The following is a 19,935-nucleotide window of genomic DNA, read 5'->3' on the forward strand; positions in this document are numbered from 1 at the left end:
ATAAGCTGTAAAAAGGGGTGCCTACCTTGACTTATCCTTATCTACGTTTACGTCGGTTGCGGGCTAATGACAATGTGCGCCGTTTGGTGCGGGAGCATCATTTGCGGGTGGATGATTTAATCTACCCGGTTTTTGTAATGCCCGGTGAAGGCATAAAAAAACCAGTATCATCAATGCCCGGGGTTTACAACTTTTCTATCGATCAATTATTAATGGAGTTAAAACAACTGGTAGAGTTAAAAATACCGGGGGTACTTCTCTTCGGTGTCTTGGAAGACCAGGACAAAGACGAAGTGGGTTCCAATGCCTATGCTGATGATGGTATTGTTCAGCAGGCCATTCGAGCCATTAAGCAAACCTACCCGGAACTAATGGTCATTACAGATGTGTGCATGTGTGAATTTACCAGCCATGGTCATTGTGGCATTATTAAAGATGGTGATGTTGATAATGATGCCACCTTGGAATTGCTGGCTAAAAGTGCAGTTTCCCACGCCCGGGCCGGTGCCGATATGGTGGCGCCTTCGGACATGATGGATGGCCGGGTGGCTGCCATTCGAGATGCATTGGACGAAAACGGTTTTGGCAACGTACCCATTATGGCCTATTCCGCCAAATATTCATCAGCTTACTATGGCCCCTTTAGAGAAGCGGCCTGTTCAGCTCCGCAGTTTGGCGATCGCAAAACCTATCAAATGGACCCGGCCAATGGAGATGAAGCCATTAGAGAAACCATGTTGGATATTGAAGAAGGGGCCGACATTGTGATGGTCAAACCGGCTTTAGCCTACATGGACATTATTAGGCGAGTTAAGGATGAGTTTAACTATCCCACCGCTGCTTATAACGTTAGTGGTGAATACTCCATGATCAAGGCAGCAGCCCAAAATGGTTGGATTGATGAGAAATCAGTGGTATTAGAGACCCTCACTGCCTTTAAGCGGGCTGGAGCGGATATAATCATCACTTACCATGCTGTAGATGCTGCCCGTTGGCTTAAGGAGGACATGTAAAGGAGGACTGCATTTTGATTATATCTTGGAACACAACTAACGCCTGCAACATGTACTGTGAACACTGCTATCGGGATGCCGGTGCCAAGGTGGAGGACGAACTAAACACCGAGGAAGGCAAGGCCTTAATTGATGAAATAGCCAAGGCTGGCTTTAAAATTATGATTTTTAGCGGTGGCGAACCGCTGATGCGAAGTGACATCTATGAACTGGTGGCCCACGCCAAATCCAAGGGTTTGCGTCCGGTATTTGGGAGCAATGGCACTTTAATTACACCAGCGGTGGCCAAAAAATTAAAGGATGCCGGGGCGTTAGCCATGGGTATCAGTTTGGACAGTGTTGACGCCGCTAAGCACGATCGGTTTAGGGCTACCCCTGGGGCTTGGGAAGGTGCGGTCCAAGGTATGCGCAATTGTCGGGCGGTTGGACTGCCTTTCCAAATTCACACCACTGTGGTGGATTGGAATTATGATGAAGTGGAAGCACTAACTGATTTTGCAGTTAAGGAAGGGGCCAGGGGTCACCACATTTTCTTCTTAGTACCCACCGGCCGAGCGGTAAATATTGAGCAAGAGTCGTTGCGGGCAGAGCAATACGAAAAATTATTGCATCGGATTATGAAAAAACAGCAACAGGTAGACATTGAGTTAAAGCCAACCTGTGCACCGCAGTTTATGCGGATTGCCAAACAGATGGGCATTAACATGCGATTTACCAAAGGATGTCTAGCCGGAACCGCTTACTGCATCATTGGTCCCAAAGGGGATGTGCAACCCTGTGCCTATATGAATATCCCGGTGGGCAATGTGCGGGAAATTCCCTTTAGTGAAATTTGGCGAGACAATGAAGTGTTTAACCGTTTAAGGAATGAACCGCTGCAAGGTGGTTGTGGTAGCTGTAATTACAATGACATCTGTGGTGGATGTCGAGCTCGGGCCCAATATTACCACGGGGATTACATGGCTGAAGAACCGTGGTGCCTATATCAAGGACGTAAAGGATATTAGAAATAATGAAATTAGATGCAATCGATAAAAAACTGTTAAATATAGTGCAAACCCAGTTTCCCATCACGTTAGCGCCTTATCAAGAGATTGCCCAAGAGTTGGGTATTACTGAACAACAAGTTATTGACCGTTTGAAGCGCCTGATGGATACAGATATCATCCGCCGTTTTGGTGGTGTTTTCGATTCCCGCAAGCTGGGTTATAAGGGAACGCTTTGTGCCATTAAAGTTCCAAATGAGCGCATTGAAGAGGTGGCAGAGGTAATTAACAGTTATCCCGGCATCACCCACAACTATTTGCGCGAACATGATTATAATATGTGGTTTACCGTGTTGGCGGATTCGCCGGACAAAGTAGAAAAGATTCTTAATCAAATAACTGCTAAAACCGGTATTACCGATATTTTAAATCTACCGGCTGAAAAATTCTTTAAGGTGATGGTTAACTTTTCAATAGACGAGGTGTAGTATGATTACAAAACTGGAGAAAACAATTATTCGTGAACTTCAGGCCGGGTTGCCGTTGGTGCCCCGCCCCTTTGCTGAGTTGGGTGCTAAGGTTGGCTTAACAGAAGAGCAAACCCTGGCTAAAGTAAATGAATTAATTGATAAAGGTTATATGAGAAGAATCGGTGCCGCTCTACGCCATCGTCAAGTGGGTTATGTGGCCAATGCTATGATTGTGTGGCTGGTACCGGATGAAAGGGTAGACGAGGTGGGAAATGAGTTTGCCCATCGTCCAGAGGTAACCCATTGCTACCAACGTAAAAAGTTACCCCAGTGGCCTTACAATTTCTATACCATGATTCACAGCCAATCCAAAGATGAGTGTTACAACATCGCTGCAGACATGGCTAAATCAGTGGGAATAGATGATTACCAGTTGTTGTTTAGCACCAAAGAATTAAAAAAGAGTAGTATGAGATATTTTATGGAAGAAGAGAATATATAAAAAATCAATTATGAATTCTGCATGTTGAATTTTGAATTAGAAGTTCATAGTTATATGATGAAATAGGGTTAACCAGATTCTTCACTATTGTTCAGAATGTAACAAAAATACTCTGTTATTCTGAACATTATCGAAGAATCTCTGTGTATTACATAATAATATAAGTGTATGTAAAGTGGTGTCAGGTACAGTGTAGAAACGTAACTTTATGTGGCATAGATACTGGTGACTTTTGCTGTGGATTGATATTTGTTTAGCTGTTAAGATAAGTGTTCGGTTACTGCTCAACTATATGTCGTTCGCTTACTGCGGCGGGAACCGGGTTTTTTAATAAGCCTGTAGTTTTTAAGCAAGGGCAAAAATCACCTGCAGTATCAACCCGACACAACAATCCTAATTCATAATTTTGGAGGTTATTTTTAATGTCCAGATCTTACGAAAAATCTAAGACGTTGTTTGCTGAAGCTCAACAATACATACCCGGGGGCGTAAATAGTCCAGTGCGGGCCTTTAAATCAGTGGGCAGAGATCCACTGTTTATTGAACGGGGAAACGGGGCTTACATTTGGGATGCTGATGGCAATCGCTATATAGATTATGTTGGCTCCTGGGGGCCGTTGATTTTGGGTCATCGTCACCCGGCGGTGATTGACGCCCTCATGAACTATTTAAATTATGGTACCAGTTATGGTGCCCCCACCGAGTTGGAAACCGAATTGGCCCGGATGGTATGTGAAGCGGTGTCTTCGGTGGAAATGGTGCGGATGGTAAACTCTGGCACCGAGGCCACCATGAGTGCTTTGCGGTTGGCCCGGGGGTATACTAAACGAGATAAAATTGTTAAATTTGAAGGTTGCTACCATGGACATGCTGACTTTTTACTGATCAAGGCCGGTTCCGGTGCGCTAACTTTAGGCGTGCCCACCAGCCCTGGGGTACCAGCCAGCATTGCTGCCAATACCATTACTGCCCCTTACAATGATTTGGAAACATTAACAGAAATTTTTGCCCAGGAGGGTGAAAATATTGCAGCGGTAATAATTGAACCAGTGGCTGGCAACATGGGTACAGTGCCAACTAAGCTTGGTTATTTGGCCGGTTTAAGGGAGCTAACCCAAAAGTATGGCGCATTATTAATATTTGATGAAGTGATGACAGGTTTCCGGGTGGCTGCTGGTTGTGCGCAATCTTATTACGATATCGACCCCGATTTGACTTGTTTTGGTAAAATCATCGGTGGTGGATTACCGGTGGGTGCCTACGGTGGGAAAAAAGAGATTATGCAACATGTTTCTCCGGCAGGCTCTATTTATCAAGCCGGTACATTGTCTGGCAATCCACTGGCAATGACTGCCGGAATAGCCACCTTAAAAGAATTGGCCAAGCCCAACACCTATCAAGAGCTGGAGCGCAAGTCTGCTAAATTGGCAGCAGGCATGGCCCAAGCAGCCGCAGAAGCTGGCGTAGATGTAAGTCAGAACAGGGTGGCTTCAATGATTTGTACCTTCTTTACGCTGGAAGAGGTGGTGGACTTTAAAACTGCTCTAAGTTCAGATACTGAAAAGTTTGCCCAATTCTTTAGGGCAATGTTGGATGAAGGGGTATATTTGGCACCATCACAGTTCGAAACTACATTTATGTCCGTTGCCCATACCGATGAGGATATAGAATACACAATTGAAGCGGCCAGAAGGGCCTTCAAAAAAATAAAATAGAGGGGATGGGTTAATAATGATTATTACCACCACACAATCCATTGAAGGTAAGTCAGTGCGCAACTATCTGGGCATAGTTAACGGCGAAGCCATTATGGGCGCCAATGTTGTGCGGGATATTTTTGCTAGCATCACTGATATTGTTGGCGGACGTTCCGGGGCCTATGAAGGCAAATTAGCCCAAGCCAGGGAAATAGCTTTGGATGAAATGACCAGACGGGCGCAACAAATGGGTGCCAATGCTGTTTTAGCAGTGGACTTGGATTATGAAGTAATCCGTGATGGTATGCTAATGGTAACCTGTAGCGGCACTGCGGTAGTGGTAGATTAAAATTTTGCTACAAAAACACTGGGCAGTTTACATTAGACCCAGTGTTTTTGTAATTTTTTTGTATTTATTTTGTGCAATTTTGTAGAAATATATAGTATTTTTACATATAGGCAGGATTTTTTGTTTTAATATATAATTATTTAAAATTGAACGAACATTTATTCATTTATTAATGTGACCCAAAGGGGAGATTGAATTGAGTACTAAAGGTTTAATACCCATTGAACTGGCTAATAAAATGGTACAAATTCTTCATAAGGTTACGGGCAATCATGTGCAATTTATGGGTAAAAATGGATTAATTGTTGCCAGTACCCAAGAGAATCGCATTGGTACTATTCATGAAGGGGCTAAAAAAGTAATGGCTGGGGAAATTGAATTCGCTGCCATTACAGAAACTGACGCTCAAAATATTCCCGGGGTATTACCAGGATATACTGGACCTATAAAATTTAACGGAAAAATCATTGCGTGTATTGGCATAACCGGAAATCCTACCATTGTTAAGCCATTGCAAGAATTAGCCGCTATTATAGTTACCGAGGAGATTAAAAAGGAAATTGAAAATAAAATGCGAGAAGAACTGATAGAGAATATTTCCAACGAATGCAGTAAATATTTACAGTTAAGAAATGATGATTAGTTCACAGTATAATGATAAAAGGAGGGGCCTTTAAAAAAGCCCCTCTTTTTGTTTAGTTGCTTTATTATTAAAGTACATTATTTAAATCTAGCAACAACCATAATTGATCTTCTTTTTTCACCACGCCCCGCAAATATTCGGCATCGCTGCCCATCATGGAGGCGGGTTCAATTTCAGATTCATTAAAACGGCCAACTTCCAGCACAGAATCCACTATCATGCCTACCTTTTGGCTATTGTTTTCCACAACTACAATTCGGGTTTCATCATCTGCTTCCTTTTCCATCAGGCCTAAACGACGGTTTAAATTGATCACTGGTAAAATGGTGCCGCGTAAGTTTATAATGCCCTCTAAATAATAATTAGCGTTTGGTATGCGGGTAACATCTGTCATCCGAATGATTTCTTGGGTTTCTTGGATTGGTAAAGCATATTTTTGATCACTTAGTTGAAAGACTACTAATTGTTCTTCGCTCACTACAGCCATGTCTAAGGCCCCCCCTGTAGTTAATAATTGTAACTTGTAATTTTATTCGACACCGTTAAGCACATTCCTTTTAATAAGTCAAATTATGCTAAAATATCTAAATGTTAGTTTACAATAGCTAAAAATATAGTTCAAAAAATTTTGTCAATTTTGCCTGTTTTTGTTGACTACCTAATCGATTAAAAGATATAATGTACTCATACAACCTGAGGTTACAGGTCAGAGTGCTTGTAACCAAGGGTGAGCAAAATTTAGGTAGTCCCTGAGGGGAAGGGCTTCAGTTCTAACGCCGAGGGGTACACTACAGTGGATATACTTGTGCCATTAGTGTGCCCGTTTCCTATAAAGGATTACGGGCATTTATTATTTTTAAAGGTTATTGGTAATACAGGTGTTTGGTGAGTAGATTGAAAATTTCAAATTCTATTTGTGGGGGTGTTGCTTTGGAACGGCGCATTGGTGTGGTCGGTATTGTGATCGAAGAACGGAGTAAAGCTGCACAAATCAATTCCATCCTTAGTGAATACGGAGATATCATCATAGGCCGGATGGGTATTCCGCAACGGGAAAAGGGTTTAAATGTCATCTCTTTAATTGTAGAAGGAACCACTGATAAAATTGGTGCGATGACAGGTAAGTTGGGCAACATCAAAGGGGTGCAGGTAAAATCTGCCCTCAGTAATAAATTTTTAGGGTAGGTGCTGACTATGCATAACACTCCTAGGGGGAATAGGCTACATATAGCTATTTTTGGCCGCAGAAATGCTGGTAAATCCAGTTTGATTAATGCTATCACCAACCAGAATATAGCATTGGTCTCGGACATTGCTGGCACCACCACAGATCCGGTCTATAAAGCAATGGAATTGCTGCCCATAGGTCCGGTGGTCATTATTGATACCGCAGGTATTGACGATGTGGGACCATTGGGAGAACTGCGGGTGGAAAAATCCAAGGAAATATTAAAGAAAGCCGATATAGTGCTGTTGGTAATTGATGCCACTAAGGGCATAACCAACTTTGAGCAAGAGTTAATTAAAGAATGCCAAAGGGTTCAACTACCGGTGGTGGCGGTGATTAACAAGATTGATCAGCGACCGTTAACAGCTGGAGATGTTGCAACCTATAGTAACGATTTGTCGGTACCGGCGGTGGCGGTTAGTGCTACCACAGGTAAGGGAATAGCTGATTTAAAATTAGCGATCATTCGTTATGCTCCCAAAAGTTGGGATGACAACGCCATCATTGGTGATTTGTTGAGTCCCGGTGATACTGTGGTGCTGGTAACACCTATTGATTCAGCGGCGCCAAAAGGGCGCTTAATACTGCCTCAGGTGCAAACCATCCGGGACATCCTCGATCATGATGGCGTGACGGTGGTAACTAAAGAAACCGAATTAAAGCAATCTTTGGCTAATCTTAAGGGTAAACCTAAAATGGTAATTACCGATTCCCAAGCCTTTGCCAAGGCTGATGCGGATACCCCCAAAGAAATACTGTTGACATCTTTCTCTATCCTGTTTGCCAGATACAAAGGGGATTTGGAAACCTTAGTGGCAGGGGCTAGGGCCATCGATAAATTAAAGTCCGGAGATAAAGTATTGGTTGCCGAGGCTTGCACCCATCACCGGGTAGAAGATGACATTGGCACGGTGAAAATTCCTAACTGGCTGCGCAAACATGTGGGTGGAGAATTACAATTTGAATGGGTTAGTGGCACTAAATTCCCAGATGATTTAAGTGAATATAAACTGGTGTTACACTGTGGCGCATGTATGATTAATCGGCGGGAAATGTTAGCACGGATTATGCAAGTGCAAGGGGCAGGAGTGCCGGTGGTCAATTATGGAGTGGCCATTGCCTATTTACACGGTATATTGCGACGGGCACTGTCTCCGTTTCCGCATTTGGTAAAAATGTTGGATGAATAAATTATCTACAAAGGATTAGGAGGCGCTATGAACAGCAACTTTGCACAGATTTTAAACAAAGCTGTTACCAATCAGCGATTAACCAGGGAGGACATTATAACACTGCTGGGTGCCAAACCCGGTGAGGAACAGCAAAGGCTGTTTGATCTGGCAGATCAAGTGCGCAAAGAACATCATGGTGACTATGTCCACTTGCGGGGGATTATTGAATTTTCTAACCACTGTCGTAACGATTGTTTCTACTGTGGATTAAGACGTAGCAATAAAGATATCAACCGTTATCGCATGACGGTGGAACAAGTGTTAGAGGCGGCCAATGAAGCTGTTGCTTTAGGTTTTAAAACCATCGTACTACAGTCAGGAGAAGACTTGTGGTATGATATTAACTCGCTGTGTGAGATGGTTAGGCAAATTAAAGCCAAGGACGACGTGGCCATTACCTTAAGTGTTGGCGAACGATCCGCAGCTGAATATTATCAACTGCGACAGGCGGGAGCAGACAGATTTCTGCTCAAGCATGAAACTGCCGATGAATCTTTATTCAATAGATTACGTCCTGGCACCAGCTTTAGCCACAGAATAAAATGTTTAAAGTGGCTCAAGGAGGCCGGGTTCCAAGTTGGCTCCGGTAACATGATCGGATTGCCCGGCCAAACGTTGGCAACGATAGCAGATGACATCCTGTTGTTAAAGCAATTGGATGTAGAAATGGCTGGCATAGGGCCCTTTATACCCCATCACCAAACGCCATTGGCTGGTGAACCACCAGGAGATTTAATTTTAGCCTTTAAAACATTGGCAGTGACTAGGTTGCTGTTGCCCCAGACCCATCTGCCGGCAACCACTGCAGCGGGCACACTGCACCCCCAAGGCAGAGCGATGGCTTTAAAATGCGGTGCCAATGTAATTATGCCCAACGCTACACCGCTTAAGTATCGGCAATTATATCAGATATACCCTAATAAAGCTGGGATTAGCGATGATCCCCGGCAATCGTTAGATAATATTGTTAGTTTAATTCATCAGTCAGGACGGGAAGTAGCTACCAACCGTGGTGATTCCCCAAAAATAAAATATAATTAATTATCTGGTTTAATAACCAGCGAAGGGTAGGGAGATAAATGTCAGTTCAAGAAGAAAAAATGGTGGCGGATTTTATTAATGAAGAACAAATTCATCAAGACTTAGAGACGGCGAAGGGTTGCTCTAAGGAATATGTAAAGGAAATAATTGAAAAAGCCAGAACGGCGGAAAAAGCCAATGCCCTCAGTCCGCAAGAAGTGGCGGCACTGTTGCAAACCGAAGATCCGGAACTGTTAGAGTTAATGTTTGAGGCTGCTCACGAAATAAAAGAGAAAATATATGGTAAAAGATTGGTAATGTTCGCGCCACTTTATGTGAGCAACCACTGTATTAACAACTGCGTTTATTGTGGTTATCACCGGGACAATAACATCAAACGCCGCAAGTTGACCATGAGAGAAATTGAACTGGAAGTGCAAGCTCTGGAGGAAATGGGACATAAACGTTTGGCGGTGGAAGCCGGAGAACACCCGGTGGAATGTCCAATAGATTACATTTTGGAATGTATTGATACCATTTACAAAGTGAAATTGAAAAACGGCAGTATCCGCCGAGTTAACATAAATATTGCTGCCACAACGGTGGAGAACTACGCCAAATTAAAGGCCGCGGGCATCGGCACCTACATTTTATTCCAGGAAACATATCATCGGGAAACCTACCGGAAGCTGCACAAAAGCGGTCCCAAAATGGACTACGATTATCACACCACTGCCATGGATCGGGCCATGATGGGCGGCATTGATGATGTGGGTATTGGCGCGTTACTGGGTCTGTACGATTATAAATTTGAAGTGATGGGCATGATTTATCATGCTCTCCACCTGGAGGAGCGCTTTGGTGTAGGGCCACACACCATCTCGGTACCGAGGGTGCGGGCTGCAGAGGGTGTTGATCTAAATATGTTCCCATACCCAATCACTGATGAGCAGTTTAAGAAGATTGTCGCCATCATCCGTCTGGCAGTGCCATATACCGGTATGATTTTATCCACCCGGGAATTGCCTGAGACCAGAGATGAATTAATTAAATATGGCATTTCTCAAATCAGTGCCGGCTCATGTACCGGCGTGGGTGGATATAATAAGGAAACCCAAATACCGGATAATAAGCCACAATTCGACATTTCAGACGATCGCACCCCCAATGAAGTGTTGACCAGTGTTTGTAAATCAGGCTACCTGCCCAGTTACTGCACTGCTTGCTATCGGATGGGACGTACTGGCGACCGCTTTATGCCGTTAGCTAAGTCTGGCGAGATTCATAACGTCTGCCAGCCCAATGCCATTTTAACCTTTAAAGAGTATTTAGAAGATTATGCTACACCGGAACTAAAGGCCATTGGAGAAGAAACTATTAAAAATCATTTGGAACAAATTACCAGCCCCAGAATTCGTGAACTAACTGAACAGCGATTAAAACAAATCGAAAATGGCGAAAGGGACTTCTATTTCTAAATAAATGGCGTTCATACAAAGGGGCTGTTGCTAAACTTGCAACAGCCCCTTTATGTATTGTTATTAACGAAACCTAGGTGTCTTTTACCTTTGCTTTTTAGATAAAAGGTTAACTGAAAAACCCGGCGCCTGCTTGCAGGTAGCGAGCGACTTTTAGTGGCGCAGCGAACCGAAGTTAGCGAGGAAGGTTGTCGGAGGCAGGGTGGCGCGCTGTCAACGTGGCAAAAAAATGAACCGCTCTAACTAGAGCGGCTATTGTTTCATCAGTATGGATCTGTCTTCATTAAGCAACTGAGATCGCGATTAGTTTTTACATCCTTAGTGGCTTGGTGTACCGCTGCCAAATAACTTTCCAGCGAGTCGAAATTTTCACCAACTAGATACTCGATGGAAACACCACATATCTTAGCAGTTTTTTTAATGTGTTCAAAATCAGGGTAATATCTACCCGATTCCAAAAAGTTTATAATATGAATTGGTTCCTCCAGTGCGTCGGCTAACATTTTTCTCGTAAAGCCAAAACCCAGTTGGGCAGATTTTATTCTCCGTGCTTTTTTTATATTCAATCCAATTTGAGCGCTGTTTAAGAGGGGCAAAGTTGAAACCTCCAACCAGAATTTATATAAATATTATAAAATTCAGCTTAATTTAATAATAATATTATAGTAAAATTGTATAATTAAATTAAAAATATGTCAATAGATAGAAATGTTATATAAAATCAGGACTATAATAAACCCTACGGATATTAAATTTATTTTAAAAAGGGGTTGCATCGCGTTGTAGTTTCTGCTAAAATAACAATTGTCGCTGACGGGGTAACGGAGTGACCGACGGGATTTAGCGCAGTTTGGTAGCGCGCCTGCCTTGGGAGCAGGAGGCCGGGGGTTCAAATCCCTCAATCCCGACCATTGACAAAAACAGTCTAGATTTGTTAGAATTAGTAGCGATAATTGGCCCCTTGGTCAAGTGGTCTAAGACACCGCCCTTTCACGGCGGTAACACGGGTTCGAATCCCGTAGGGGTCACCAAATAAATATGGAGGAGTGCCCGAGCGGCCAAAGGGAGCAGACTGTAAATCTGCCGGCGAACGCCTTCATAGGTTCGAATCCTATCTCCTCCACCATGTTGGGGTGTCGCCAAGTGGTAAGGCACCGGTTTTTGGCACCGGCATTCGTAGGTTCGAATCCTGCCACCCCAGCCATCAATAGAACCTCGGTTACAGACCAAGGTTCTATTATTATATCGGTGTTTGTTTTTTTAAGTGTTTGGCCAGTTAGGGCCACTAATTCTTTGCAGTCGTTTAAGGTAAGCAGCTCTACCGGTTTTCCATGGTTCGCGATATCCACTTCCAGTGGTCAGTGTCGCAGGTCCTGTGGTGCCAGCATTCTTTAATAATCCTCGAATACGTTTAGGCATGGTTATACCTCCTTAATGGGATATTGGGACTAAAGCTAACGTGCCCTATAAATTAGTTTGGCTAATAATATAAAAAAGTTGCATCTTTACTAAAGACAAAATATTATATTATTGACAACAAAAAAATGGTGTGTTACTATAAATCTTGTCACTAAGATTAATGCGGTGGTGGCGGAATTGGCAGACGCGCTAGATTCAGGTTCTAGTGGGCATTACGCCCGTGGAGGTTCAAGTCCTCTTCACCGCACCAAATTTATAACTTAATATACTTACACCAACATGCGGTGGTGGCGGAATTGGCAGACGCGCTAGATTCAGGTTCTAGTGGGCATTAGCTCGTGGAGGTTCAAGTCCTCTTCACCGCACCAAAGATCTGTGCTCTTGGCACAGGTCTTTTTTTAGTTTGCCCGGCATGTCTGCCGAGCCGCTGGGTTGAAAGAAACCCTGTCACCTAACCAGCGGGAAGACAACCCGTAGGGCAAGGGAGGCACTGGTAACGGTGGGGTCTGAAGGAAGCCGAAGGGGGAACTTGGAACATAGCGAAAGCGAACCGAAGTTGGCCTACCAAGCGGGTAACCTTGCTAAAGGTGGGAAAGCCCAAAAGCTGGCTAGCTTGGAAGGTTAGGACGGATGGGTTCAAGTTCAGGCAAGCAGACTTAACTGGGGAAGCCCAGTACCATCCTGTGACGACAGGTAAGCTCAAACAAGTGGAAACACAAGGGAGAGAAGACGTGGTGTAGGGTGGCAGATGAGTCCGTAGTAGTGATAAAATCTCAGCCAGAGAAGGCTGGTAACAGACCGGAGGGCAAAACTGAGAGGACACTGCACCCAGTTGCCTGAGAAGCCAAGAGGAACGCAGACATGGATTTATCGAAATGCTTTGATAGGCTAGACCATGGGCTAATACTAAGGGAGGTAGCTCGAAAGATTAGTGATGGAAGCATACTGAAGCTATTGAACAAATTCCTCACCGCGGGAGTAATGAAAGATGGCGCTTGGGAAGGAACAGATATAGCAAGCCCGCAGGGTGGAGTGTGCTCACCGTACGTACGGTTCTGTGAGAGGGCTAACGCTGTAGAAAATTACTACGGCGTTACCCTACTCGATATATCAAGTTAATTATTGGTGTGATGGCGAAAACGGTGAAGGAAATCTTTATTAAAACTATTCCAAGTTGTGACTAATCTGTAGACAAATTCTTCCCATAGCTCGTCGTGGTGACAAATATTTTCAAATAACACTTGGTAAAATATTGTCACTGCTTTAAAATAATATTCCTCCCGCACTGCTTTGGCAACGTTATTTTGTTTAACAGTATATATGCACTGCATCATTTCGGCTTTAGTACCTTTATCCATACACTGGTATAAAAACTGTTGATCTAGGAACGGCAGGATTTCTTCAAAGAGCTCGGTACTCTCACAAATCATGTTCATTATTGCCTGGTTTGGTAGCGATTCCAGTGAAAGGAATCCCCCTTTTCCCATACAAACCAATACTAGTAGCCGGTCAAAATTTGTTTCTTCAGGCAACTGATCATAAATTTTTAATATCAGTGCCCGAAATGTTTTAGTTTTTTGAATTAGCTCATCAAGGGCCAAATACATTACCTAACCCCCCTTAACTAAACCTATGTTCTACGTGATGGATAAATTTTCCTTTGGTTAAATTGACATGTTTTGTCGCAACAAATAAATTTGCAAATATATATCATAACTGGGACAACTTGCCATATTATTAACATATAAGCGTTATGGGGGTGCCAAGTATGCATTTCAAAGGTAAGGTTATTTTTCATATTATAATTTCGTTGCTAGTGGTTATGTTGGCAACAATGCCTGTATTTGCAGCTCCGGCTGAGGATTCAGGTTCTACAACCAAAGAAGATGTTAAAGTTAATGAAGAAACAACAAAGATGGTATTTTTATTAATCATTGATGGTTTACAGGATGACGCTTTAAAAAATGTCAGTGCGCCCAACATCAAAGGTTTGTCCTCTGCTGGCCTCAAGGTGGAGAAGGTGGCATCTGTTTATCCAGCCGATACAGTTTCCGCTGTGGCCAGCGTCTTGACGGGATCTACCCCCCAGCAACACCATTTCACTGAAGAAACCACCACTTTGGAAGCTGCCAGTATTCTACAAGTAATGGAAGGCAAAGGTATTAAGACATCGCTATTTGACGGTACTGAAAAACTAAAGGCTTTTTCCAATGGGGTTAGTCATGCTTGCACAGGCCCTTTTAATGGTAAAGATAGTTTAGTGATAGAAAATGCAGTTAATGAATTAAAAGATAGCAATACCTATTTCAATGTGCTGGTTTTGCCCCAACTGCGTAGTATTTACCAACAACAAGGAATAAATAGTAACGAATACCGTGAGCAATTAAAAGATACCGATAACCAAGTGGGAAGGCTACTGCACTTTTTGCATACCAATGAATTGTACGATCAAAGTTTAATCATTATCACCGGCACCTGTGGCAACCTGCCATTAATAATCAAAGGTCCCCAGGTGAAGGTGGGAGATACTATACCGCCAGCCAGTTTAATTGATATTGCCCCTACCGTAGCTTATTTAAACGGGTTAAAGATGGATGGGGCTGAAGGTTTGGTGTTGTACAATGCCATCAAGCCTAAGGGTAACCGTACCGAAAGTTATTTACTTAGCCAACGGGTGCAAGAGTTAAGTGGTGCCTATGCCAATGCCCTCGATGATATGCACCGTTTGGAAGAGGAAAAAAATGAAGTTAATAAACAACAAAAAAAAATAACACAAGAAAAACAAATGATTCAACAAGAAATAAAGGAACGGGATCAAAAGATTTCTGCTTTATCCAGTAAGATTACATTTATGAAAGTGGCAGGTATCTCTTTGTTAATTATTTTTATAATTGGCTACATTATTGAATACATTATACTTCGCAAAAGATTCTTAATGTTTTAGCCGGGGTGATCTCCGGCTATTTTTTTGTTATAATAAAATAATTAGTTGATTTTTTGACTGTTATTTTATAGCTTAGGTGGTGTTTAATAATGATTGTAGCAAAGCCAAAACCGGTTGAAGAAGTGGCACGTCTAATAGATAGTTGCGATAATATTTTAATAGTAGCCTGTGGCGGCTGTGCTACCATTTGCTTAGCCGGTGGCGAAAAAGAGGGGGAAATACTGGCCACAGCCTTGTGCAGTTGGCGAGAAAAGCAAGGGCGCACCATAAACGCCACTGTTACCACCATTACCAGACAATGCGAACTTGAATTTGTTACTGATATTGCCCATCAGGTAAAACAGGTGGAGGCAATAGTTTCACTGGGTTGTGGTGTAGGGGTGCAATTCTTAGCGGAACACTACCGCGATAAACTAGTATACCCGGCGTTAAATACCATTTTTGCTGGTGGTTCTGTGCAGCCCGGGCGGTGGGAGGAAAGATGCGGTTTATGTGGCGAATGCATGCTCCATTTAACTGCCGGTATTTGCCCGGTGACTCGCTGTGCTAAAAATATTCAAAACGGTCCCTGTGGTGGCTCACAGAATGGCAAGTGCGAAATTAACCCTCAATTGCCTTGCGCTTGGCATTTAATTTACGAAAAATTAGCATCCCTGGGCAGATTAGATATAATGATGGCTTATCGGCCACCTAAGGATTGGTCTAAGGGAAAAAGTGGTGGGCCAAGATCTGTGAAGAGGGAGGATGCGACACAAAGATGAAAAGTGGCAGCGTACTAGAACAGGTTCTCTCTCGGGGCGATTTTGCTGTGACAGCAGAAATGGGGCCGCCAAAACATGCTTCTGCAAAGGTAATTAAGCAGCAGGCAAAGTTGTTAAAGGGCTGGGTAGATGCAGTTAACATCACCGACAATCAAACTGCCATTGCTAGGTTATCCAGTATTGCGGCGGGGGTTCATTTATATAATGCCGGTGTAGAACCAGTAATTCAAATGACCTGCCGCGATCGCAACCGCATTGCCATGCAAAGTGATTTATTGGGTGCCTATAGTTTAGGTATGCGCAACGTACTTTGTTTGTCCGGTGATCATCAAAAATTTGGTAACCATCCCCAGGCAAAAAATGTTTATGATATTGACTCAGTGCAACTGGTTAACATGGTAAAGACTATGCGAGATGAGAAGAAGTTTCAATGCGGTGAAGAAATTAAACAGCAAGAGCCCCGTTATTTTATCGGTGCGGTGGCCAATCCCTTTGCGGACCCCTTTGAATTTAGGGTTTTACGGTTAGAGAAAAAAATAAATGCTGGTGCGGACTTTATTCAGACCCAATCCATTTTTGATATGGAGCGTTTTGAAAGATTTATGGAATTGGTTAGATACCGAGGCTTAGACAAGCGAGTGCACATATTAGCCGGTGTTACCCCGTTAAAATCTGCCCGCATGGCAAAAATTATGCAACAGCGGGTTGCGGGCATGATTGTGCCAGACGCAATTATTCAAAGAATGGAGCAGGCTAAAGATCAAAAGGCAGAGGGCATAGCAATTTGTATTGAGCAAATTAACCGTTTAAAAACTGTAGCGGGTGTAGCCGGCGTCCACATCATGGCCATAAATTGGGAAGAAGTAGTGCCGGAAATTGTTAGTAAAGCAAAATTGAAATAAACCAGCAGGTGAAGTATAAAGTATACCCAGGATAGTGTATCCTGGGTATATATAGATTGTTCAATTAACCCCTTATATTTTTACCAACCAAATATCCCATATATCCAATGCCAAGAATGCCCATTGCATGGGTGATCCAAAAACCGGAATTTGGGTAGGCCCAGGTGGTACCTTCCAGTGGATGATCACATTCTGGTTGACGTCGTCTCATCAAGTTACCAACTCCTTTTTTAAAATATTGTTTGATTTTTAGGTCGAAACTAAACAGGTATTAGTTACACCACCAGTGAATATTAGGAATTGATAACTTTTTAATAACCATTATTGGGGGAGAATCAATGCAAGCAGAAATTATTTCAATTGGAACGGAATTGCTACTGGGAGAAATTCTAAATACCAATGCCCAATATTTGTCAAAAAAATTAGCGGAAATGGGTATATCGGTGTACCACCAAGCGGTGGTGGGGGACAACGGACAAAGAATTAAAGAAGCTTTTTCTCAGGCCTTTACTAGATCCCAGTTGGTAATCACAACCGGTGGTCTTGGTCCCACCAAGGATGATATATCAAAAGAAATGGTGGCTGAATATTTTGGCAGAGAGATGCAACTGGATCAACAATCCTTAGCGGATATCAGTTTATTATTTCAGAAAAACAATTGGCAGATGAGTGAGTATAATAAAAAGCAAGCGTATTTTCCGGTGGGGGCACATATCCTAAAGAATACCATTGGCACTGCACCGGGATGTATAGTAGAAGGGCAAGGTAAAATTGCTATTCTATTGCCAGGACCACCGGAAGAGATGACTAATATGTTTGAGAATGAAGTGGTGCCCTACCTGTCAAAGCATCAAAGTGCGGTGATTTATTCTAAAGTTTTACGTTTATACGGTATTGGCGAAAGCAGTATGGCCGAGGCCATTGAAGATATTATTGAGGCCCAAACAAATCCCACGGTTGCGCCCTACGCTAAAGAATATGATCAAACCCTTAGAATTACCGCCAAAGCAGAAAACGAATTACAGGCTAAAGCCTTAATTCTTCCTTTAGAAGAAAAAATTAGAGTACGATTAAGTCAATATATTTATGGTGAAGGGGAAACTGGTATAGAGGAGGTAGTGGCACAAAAACTACAATCTAAAGGCGTGACTATTTCGGTGGCAGAGTCATGTACTGGGGGGTTATTGGCAGCCAAATTAGTTGATTACCCCGGCGCTTCAGAATTTTTCTTGGAAGGTGCTGTCACCTACAGCAATGAGGCCAAGGTTAGACGATTAAATGTCAAGCAACATACGCTAGATCGGTATGGTGCTGTCAGCCCCGAAACAGCGATGGAAATGGCCAAAGGGATAGCCGCCTCAGCTGGCACAGATATTGGCATAGCCACCACCGGCATTGCTGGACCTACCGGCGGAACTCCCGAAAAACCCGTGGGCTTAGTATATATTGGACTATTTGTTAACGGAGACTGCAAAGTGAAAAAAATAAATGCGGTTGGTGACCGCAACAACATTAGAAATGTAACAGTTATGGAGGCCTTGCACTGGCTAAAGAAAGAACTGGAATAAAAATTATGCATTAGGAATGTTGATCATTCAACATTCCTAATGCATTTGTTTATGTTATAGTTTTTTTACCATGGGACAAATTTCATTGTCTGGATAGCAGTACAACGTTTTCTTAAAACTTAAACGTTCCCAAAATCCGATAGCGTTTTGATTGTTATCATGTTCTTCGGCAACGGCTTCCAGAAATATCTGTTGACAACCCAGCTTTACAAATTCATCCTCCAACACCTGATAAATTTTTGTTCCCAAACCGTGGCGCTGCAATTGTAACGGTATTTGATAGTACCTGATAATTGCTGTTTTTACACCCTGATAATTAAATTTAATATCAAATATCAATATAAATTGGTCAGGGTCTCCATCGGTGGAGAATTGATCAAAAATGCAGACACTGTCGGGGAATAAACGTTGTTTTTTAGTAATCAATTTTCTGTGCAAATACCTTTCGGCTGCGGTTATAATGACATCGGTTATATCTGCCGATAAATATTTACAGGCCACGATTAATCCCCTGCCTTTAGTTTTTAATTGCTTTAGCCAATGCTACGGCAAGTTCGGGATTTTGTTGTTTAATTTGGGCTAAATACATAAATACACTACCTGGATATTCCAATTGTTCTTGCAGAACACTACTTTCTAAAGCATTTCTTACTAATGAAATTACACAATCATCACTGTGATTTTCTCTACACTCTCGGCATTGCTTACAAGTTTCTGCCAGCGCTTCAGCCACTGCATCGGTATAATATGGTTTAAAATCATTCTTTGGTATCAATTTATGCGCCCCAGGTATGTCCAGTACTCCTTTTTGTATGGCAAAGCGCAAAACTTTTTTGCCAAATCCCACCAAACATGTGGATTCCTTACAGTTACCGTTGCTTTTATCATCACATTCATTGCAGTATGCATCTAATTTAGACAGCATCGCTGCCAGGTCTACCTCATTAACTTTACTGGTCATCCTCATCCCCCTTATTAGTTGTCACTTAATAAAAAGTTGGCAAAATCCTCATCGACACCAACATTTTCGTTAGTTAGATAGAGTTCGGTTGGCGGTATAAATTGCTCAATACCAATCCTTTCGATGGTATTGCACAGCCGTTCATGAGGTTGTGCCAATTGACGGTATCTTTCCAGGACAAAGTCCAATACCGCTGAAACCTTGTCTGTAACCACTTCTTTAGCGACAATTTGACCGTGGATGGGGCGATTAGTAGAACCTCTGCCGCCGATGATGATATTAAAGAGGTCTTTACCAACTGCCACCACGCCAAAATCAGCACAGTAGGGCTCAGTACAACCCCGGGCACAGCCGGCGGTTGATATTTTAAAATCCTTTGGCGTAGGTTGTCCTAAGTAGTTAGATTCAATTGTTGTACCCAAGGTAAGAGCATCGCCTAACATCCGGGGACACAACCCTTGGCCACCGGAACAAGCTTTGACACTGCGGACAGTACTGCCAAAGGGGGATACCTGTAGGTTAATCGTTTTAATAGCATCGATAAAAGCACTAATTTTATCTTCTTCTAAAACAGCAATTAATGTTTGCCTAGTGCCGCATTTTATGCGCCAAACGCCTAAGTCGGCAGCAATTTTGGCCAGTTGAGTTAATTGATCTACTGTCATTAACCCGCCTGGTGATGAAATGTTAACGGCATAGAGGCCATTTTTTTGTTGTTGAAAGATACCTTGACCCATTATATACACCTCGCAATTTATTACT

The 19,935-nt window shown here is 42.8% G+C and carries 23 protein-coding genes and 6 tRNA genes; 21 read left to right on the top strand and 8 right to left on the bottom strand.

Features of this window, described 5'->3' with window-relative positions; translation table 11 throughout:
• Positions 1-26 precede the first annotated feature (26 nt).
• From hemB to V6C27_03380, 7 genes are all read left to right on the top strand, one after another.
• On the top strand, positions 27-1,013 hold the full coding sequence (gene hemB, locus V6C27_03350; protein MEG6615467.1) for a porphobilinogen synthase: 987 nt from the start codon (positions 27-29) through the stop codon (positions 1,011-1,013).
• Between the two features lie 14 nt (positions 1,014-1,027).
• The gene (gene nirJ2, locus V6C27_03355) at positions 1,028-2,020 is read left to right on the top strand and encodes a putative heme d1 biosynthesis radical SAM protein NirJ2 (GenBank protein ID MEG6615468.1); all 993 of its coding nucleotides are present in this window, start codon (positions 1,028-1,030) and stop codon (positions 2,018-2,020) included.
• Between the two features lie 5 nt (positions 2,021-2,025).
• On the top strand, positions 2,026-2,487 hold the full coding sequence (locus V6C27_03360) for an AsnC family transcriptional regulator (GenBank protein MEG6615469.1): 462 nt from the start codon (positions 2,026-2,028) through the stop codon (positions 2,485-2,487).
• 1 nt (position 2,488) lies between these two features.
• Positions 2,489-2,971 (top strand): Lrp/AsnC family transcriptional regulator, encoded by a 483-nt coding sequence (locus V6C27_03365; protein ID MEG6615470.1) that lies wholly within the window; start codon positions 2,489-2,491, stop codon positions 2,969-2,971.
• 422 nt (positions 2,972-3,393) lie between these two features.
• On the top strand, positions 3,394-4,686 hold the full coding sequence (hemL, locus tag V6C27_03370) for a glutamate-1-semialdehyde 2,1-aminomutase (GenBank protein ID MEG6615471.1): 1,293 nt from the start codon (positions 3,394-3,396) through the stop codon (positions 4,684-4,686).
• Positions 4,687-4,702: 16 nt separating this feature from the next.
• Positions 4,703-5,017, top strand: a complete 315-nt coding sequence (locus V6C27_03375) for a YbjQ family protein (protein MEG6615472.1) — start codon at positions 4,703-4,705, stop codon at positions 5,015-5,017.
• 196 nt (positions 5,018-5,213) lie between these two features.
• Entirely contained in the window at positions 5,214-5,660 is a 447-nt protein-coding gene (locus V6C27_03380; protein ID MEG6615473.1) for a sugar diacid recognition domain-containing protein, read from the top strand.
• Between the two features lie 67 nt (positions 5,661-5,727).
• Here the strand turns inward: V6C27_03380 and V6C27_03385 are convergent, their stop codons facing one another.
• Positions 5,728-6,147 carry a chemotaxis protein CheW gene (locus V6C27_03385; protein ID MEG6615474.1) on the bottom strand — a complete coding sequence of 140 codons (420 nt, stop codon included), beginning with the start codon at positions 6,145-6,147 and terminating at the stop codon, positions 5,728-5,730.
• 443 nt (positions 6,148-6,590) lie between these two features.
• On the opposite strand from V6C27_03385, the gene V6C27_03390 reads away from it, so the two are divergent.
• From V6C27_03390 to hydG, 4 genes are read left to right on the top strand one after another with little or no spacing between them, the layout of a single operon-like run.
• Positions 6,591-6,845: a TM1266 family iron-only hydrogenase system putative regulator gene (locus tag V6C27_03390; protein ID MEG6615475.1), complete on the top strand. Its 255-nt coding sequence runs from the start codon at positions 6,591-6,593 to the stop codon at positions 6,843-6,845.
• Between the two features lie 9 nt (positions 6,846-6,854).
• Complete coding sequence (gene hydF, locus V6C27_03395; GenBank protein ID MEG6615476.1) at positions 6,855-8,078, top strand: [FeFe] hydrogenase H-cluster maturation GTPase HydF; 1,224 nt, start codon at positions 6,855-6,857, stop codon at positions 8,076-8,078.
• 27 nt (positions 8,079-8,105) lie between these two features.
• Positions 8,106-9,161 carry a [FeFe] hydrogenase H-cluster radical SAM maturase HydE gene (gene hydE, locus V6C27_03400; GenBank protein ID MEG6615477.1) on the top strand — a complete coding sequence of 352 codons (1,056 nt, stop codon included), beginning with the start codon at positions 8,106-8,108 and terminating at the stop codon, positions 9,159-9,161.
• Positions 9,162-9,199: 38 nt separating this feature from the next.
• A complete protein-coding gene (hydG, locus tag V6C27_03405) occupies positions 9,200-10,618 on the top strand; it encodes a [FeFe] hydrogenase H-cluster radical SAM maturase HydG (protein MEG6615478.1) in 1,419 nt (472 codons plus the stop codon).
• 263 nt (positions 10,619-10,881) lie between these two features.
• On the opposite strand, the gene V6C27_03410 is transcribed toward hydG, so the two are convergent.
• Entirely contained in the window at positions 10,882-11,214 is a 333-nt protein-coding gene (locus V6C27_03410) for a helix-turn-helix transcriptional regulator (protein MEG6615479.1), read from the bottom strand.
• Between the two features lie 238 nt (positions 11,215-11,452).
• Here V6C27_03410 and V6C27_03415 point away from each other — a divergent pair.
• The 4 genes from V6C27_03415 to V6C27_03430 all read left to right on the top strand — a co-directional run bounded on the left by V6C27_03415 (position 11,453) and on the right by V6C27_03430 (position 11,822).
• Positions 11,453-11,529, top strand: a tRNA-Pro gene (locus V6C27_03415).
• A gap of 44 nt (positions 11,530-11,573) precedes the next feature.
• Positions 11,574-11,649 (top strand) — tRNA-Glu (locus V6C27_03420).
• A gap of 9 nt (positions 11,650-11,658) precedes the next feature.
• Positions 11,659-11,744, top strand: a tRNA-Tyr gene (locus V6C27_03425).
• A 3-nt stretch (positions 11,745-11,747) separates the two neighbouring features.
• Positions 11,748-11,822, top strand: a tRNA-Gln gene (locus V6C27_03430).
• A 56-nt stretch (positions 11,823-11,878) separates the two neighbouring features.
• Here the strand turns inward: V6C27_03430 and V6C27_03435 are convergent.
• Entirely contained in the window at positions 11,879-12,037 is a 159-nt protein-coding gene (locus V6C27_03435; GenBank protein MEG6615480.1) for a hypothetical protein, read from the bottom strand.
• A gap of 162 nt (positions 12,038-12,199) precedes the next feature.
• Here V6C27_03435 and V6C27_03440 point away from each other — a divergent pair.
• A tRNA-Leu gene (locus V6C27_03440) sits at positions 12,200-12,287 on the top strand.
• Positions 12,288-12,318: 31 nt separating this feature from the next.
• Positions 12,319-12,405 (top strand) — tRNA-Leu (locus V6C27_03445).
• 747 nt (positions 12,406-13,152) lie between these two features.
• Here V6C27_03445 and V6C27_03450 read toward each other — a convergent pair.
• On the bottom strand, positions 13,153-13,644 hold the full coding sequence (locus tag V6C27_03450; GenBank protein MEG6615481.1) for a hypothetical protein: 492 nt from the start codon (positions 13,642-13,644) through the stop codon (positions 13,153-13,155).
• A 161-nt stretch (positions 13,645-13,805) separates the two neighbouring features.
• Here V6C27_03450 and V6C27_03455 point away from each other — a divergent pair, with 161 nt between their 5' ends.
• The 3 genes from V6C27_03455 to V6C27_03465 all read left to right on the top strand — a co-directional run bounded on the left by V6C27_03455 (position 13,806) and on the right by V6C27_03465 (position 16,644).
• The gene (locus tag V6C27_03455) at positions 13,806-14,981 is read left to right on the top strand and encodes an alkaline phosphatase family protein (protein MEG6615482.1); all 1,176 of its coding nucleotides are present in this window, start codon (positions 13,806-13,808) and stop codon (positions 14,979-14,981) included.
• A gap of 89 nt (positions 14,982-15,070) precedes the next feature.
• On the top strand, positions 15,071-15,742 hold the full coding sequence (locus tag V6C27_03460) for a methylenetetrahydrofolate reductase C-terminal domain-containing protein (protein ID MEG6615483.1): 672 nt from the start codon (positions 15,071-15,073) through the stop codon (positions 15,740-15,742).
• Positions 15,739-16,644, top strand: coding sequence for a methylenetetrahydrofolate reductase (locus V6C27_03465; protein MEG6615484.1), 906 nt, complete (start codon positions 15,739-15,741; stop codon positions 16,642-16,644). The genes V6C27_03460 and V6C27_03465 overlap by 4 nt, the downstream gene beginning before the upstream one ends.
• Positions 16,645-16,708: 64 nt before the next feature.
• Here V6C27_03465 and V6C27_03470 read toward each other — a convergent pair whose 3' ends face one another.
• On the bottom strand, positions 16,709-16,858 hold the full coding sequence (locus V6C27_03470) for a hypothetical protein (protein ID MEG6615485.1): 150 nt from the start codon (positions 16,856-16,858) through the stop codon (positions 16,709-16,711).
• 124 nt (positions 16,859-16,982) lie between these two features.
• On the opposite strand from V6C27_03470, the gene V6C27_03475 reads away from it, so the two are divergent.
• Positions 16,983-18,212 (top strand): competence/damage-inducible protein A, encoded by a 1,230-nt coding sequence (locus tag V6C27_03475; GenBank protein ID MEG6615486.1) that lies wholly within the window; start codon positions 16,983-16,985, stop codon positions 18,210-18,212.
• Positions 18,213-18,266: 54 nt separating this feature from the next.
• Here the strand turns inward: V6C27_03475 and V6C27_03480 are convergent, their stop codons facing one another.
• From V6C27_03480 to V6C27_03490, 3 genes are read right to left on the bottom strand one after another with little or no spacing between them, the layout of a single operon-like run.
• Positions 18,267-18,713, bottom strand: a complete 447-nt coding sequence (locus V6C27_03480) for a GNAT family N-acetyltransferase (protein MEG6615487.1) — start codon at positions 18,711-18,713, stop codon at positions 18,267-18,269.
• Between the two features lie 16 nt (positions 18,714-18,729).
• A complete protein-coding gene (locus V6C27_03485) occupies positions 18,730-19,173 on the bottom strand; it encodes a hypothetical protein (protein ID MEG6615488.1) in 444 nt (147 codons plus the stop codon).
• 14 nt (positions 19,174-19,187) lie between these two features.
• Positions 19,188-19,910, bottom strand: a complete 723-nt coding sequence (locus V6C27_03490) for a nitrite reductase (GenBank protein ID MEG6615489.1) — start codon at positions 19,908-19,910, stop codon at positions 19,188-19,190.
• Positions 19,911-19,935: the final 25 nt, after the last annotated feature.

Source organism: Peptococcaceae bacterium 1198_IL3148 (genome assembly GCA_036763105.1).
Lineage (GTDB): Bacteria > Bacillota > Desulfotomaculia > Desulfotomaculales > Desulfohalotomaculaceae > JBAIYS01.

Excerpts from the sequence above, each read along its gene's own strand:
- V6C27_03360 (MEG6615469.1), top strand. The coding sequence starts at position 2,026 with ATGAAATTAGATGCAATCGATAAAAAACTGTTAAATATAGTGCAAACC.
- V6C27_03365 (MEG6615470.1), top strand. The coding sequence starts at position 2,489 with ATGATTACAAAACTGGAGAAAACAATTATTCGTGAACTTCAGGCCGGG.
- hemL (MEG6615471.1), top strand. The coding sequence starts at position 3,394 with ATGTCCAGATCTTACGAAAAATCTAAGACGTTGTTTGCTGAAGCTCAA.
- V6C27_03375 (MEG6615472.1), top strand. The coding sequence starts at position 4,703 with ATGATTATTACCACCACACAATCCATTGAAGGTAAGTCAGTGCGCAAC.
- V6C27_03385 (MEG6615474.1), bottom strand. The coding sequence starts at position 6,147 with ATGGCTGTAGTGAGCGAAGAACAATTAGTAGTCTTTCAACTAAGTGAT.
- hydF (MEG6615476.1), top strand. The coding sequence starts at position 6,855 with ATGCATAACACTCCTAGGGGGAATAGGCTACATATAGCTATTTTTGGC.
- hydE (MEG6615477.1), top strand. The coding sequence starts at position 8,106 with ATGAACAGCAACTTTGCACAGATTTTAAACAAAGCTGTTACCAATCAG.
- hydG (MEG6615478.1), top strand. The coding sequence starts at position 9,200 with ATGTCAGTTCAAGAAGAAAAAATGGTGGCGGATTTTATTAATGAAGAA.
- V6C27_03435 (MEG6615480.1), bottom strand. The coding sequence starts at position 12,037 with ATGCCTAAACGTATTCGAGGATTATTAAAGAATGCTGGCACCACAGGA.
- V6C27_03450 (MEG6615481.1), bottom strand. The coding sequence starts at position 13,644 with ATGTATTTGGCCCTTGATGAGCTAATTCAAAAAACTAAAACATTTCGG.
- V6C27_03455 (MEG6615482.1), top strand. The coding sequence starts at position 13,806 with ATGCATTTCAAAGGTAAGGTTATTTTTCATATTATAATTTCGTTGCTA.
- V6C27_03460 (MEG6615483.1), top strand. The coding sequence starts at position 15,071 with ATGATTGTAGCAAAGCCAAAACCGGTTGAAGAAGTGGCACGTCTAATA.
- V6C27_03465 (MEG6615484.1), top strand. The coding sequence starts at position 15,739 with ATGAAAAGTGGCAGCGTACTAGAACAGGTTCTCTCTCGGGGCGATTTT.
- V6C27_03475 (MEG6615486.1), top strand. The coding sequence starts at position 16,983 with ATGCAAGCAGAAATTATTTCAATTGGAACGGAATTGCTACTGGGAGAA.
- V6C27_03485 (MEG6615488.1), bottom strand. The coding sequence starts at position 19,173 with ATGACCAGTAAAGTTAATGAGGTAGACCTGGCAGCGATGCTGTCTAAA.
- V6C27_03490 (MEG6615489.1), bottom strand. The coding sequence starts at position 19,910 with ATGGGTCAAGGTATCTTTCAACAACAAAAAAATGGCCTCTATGCCGTT.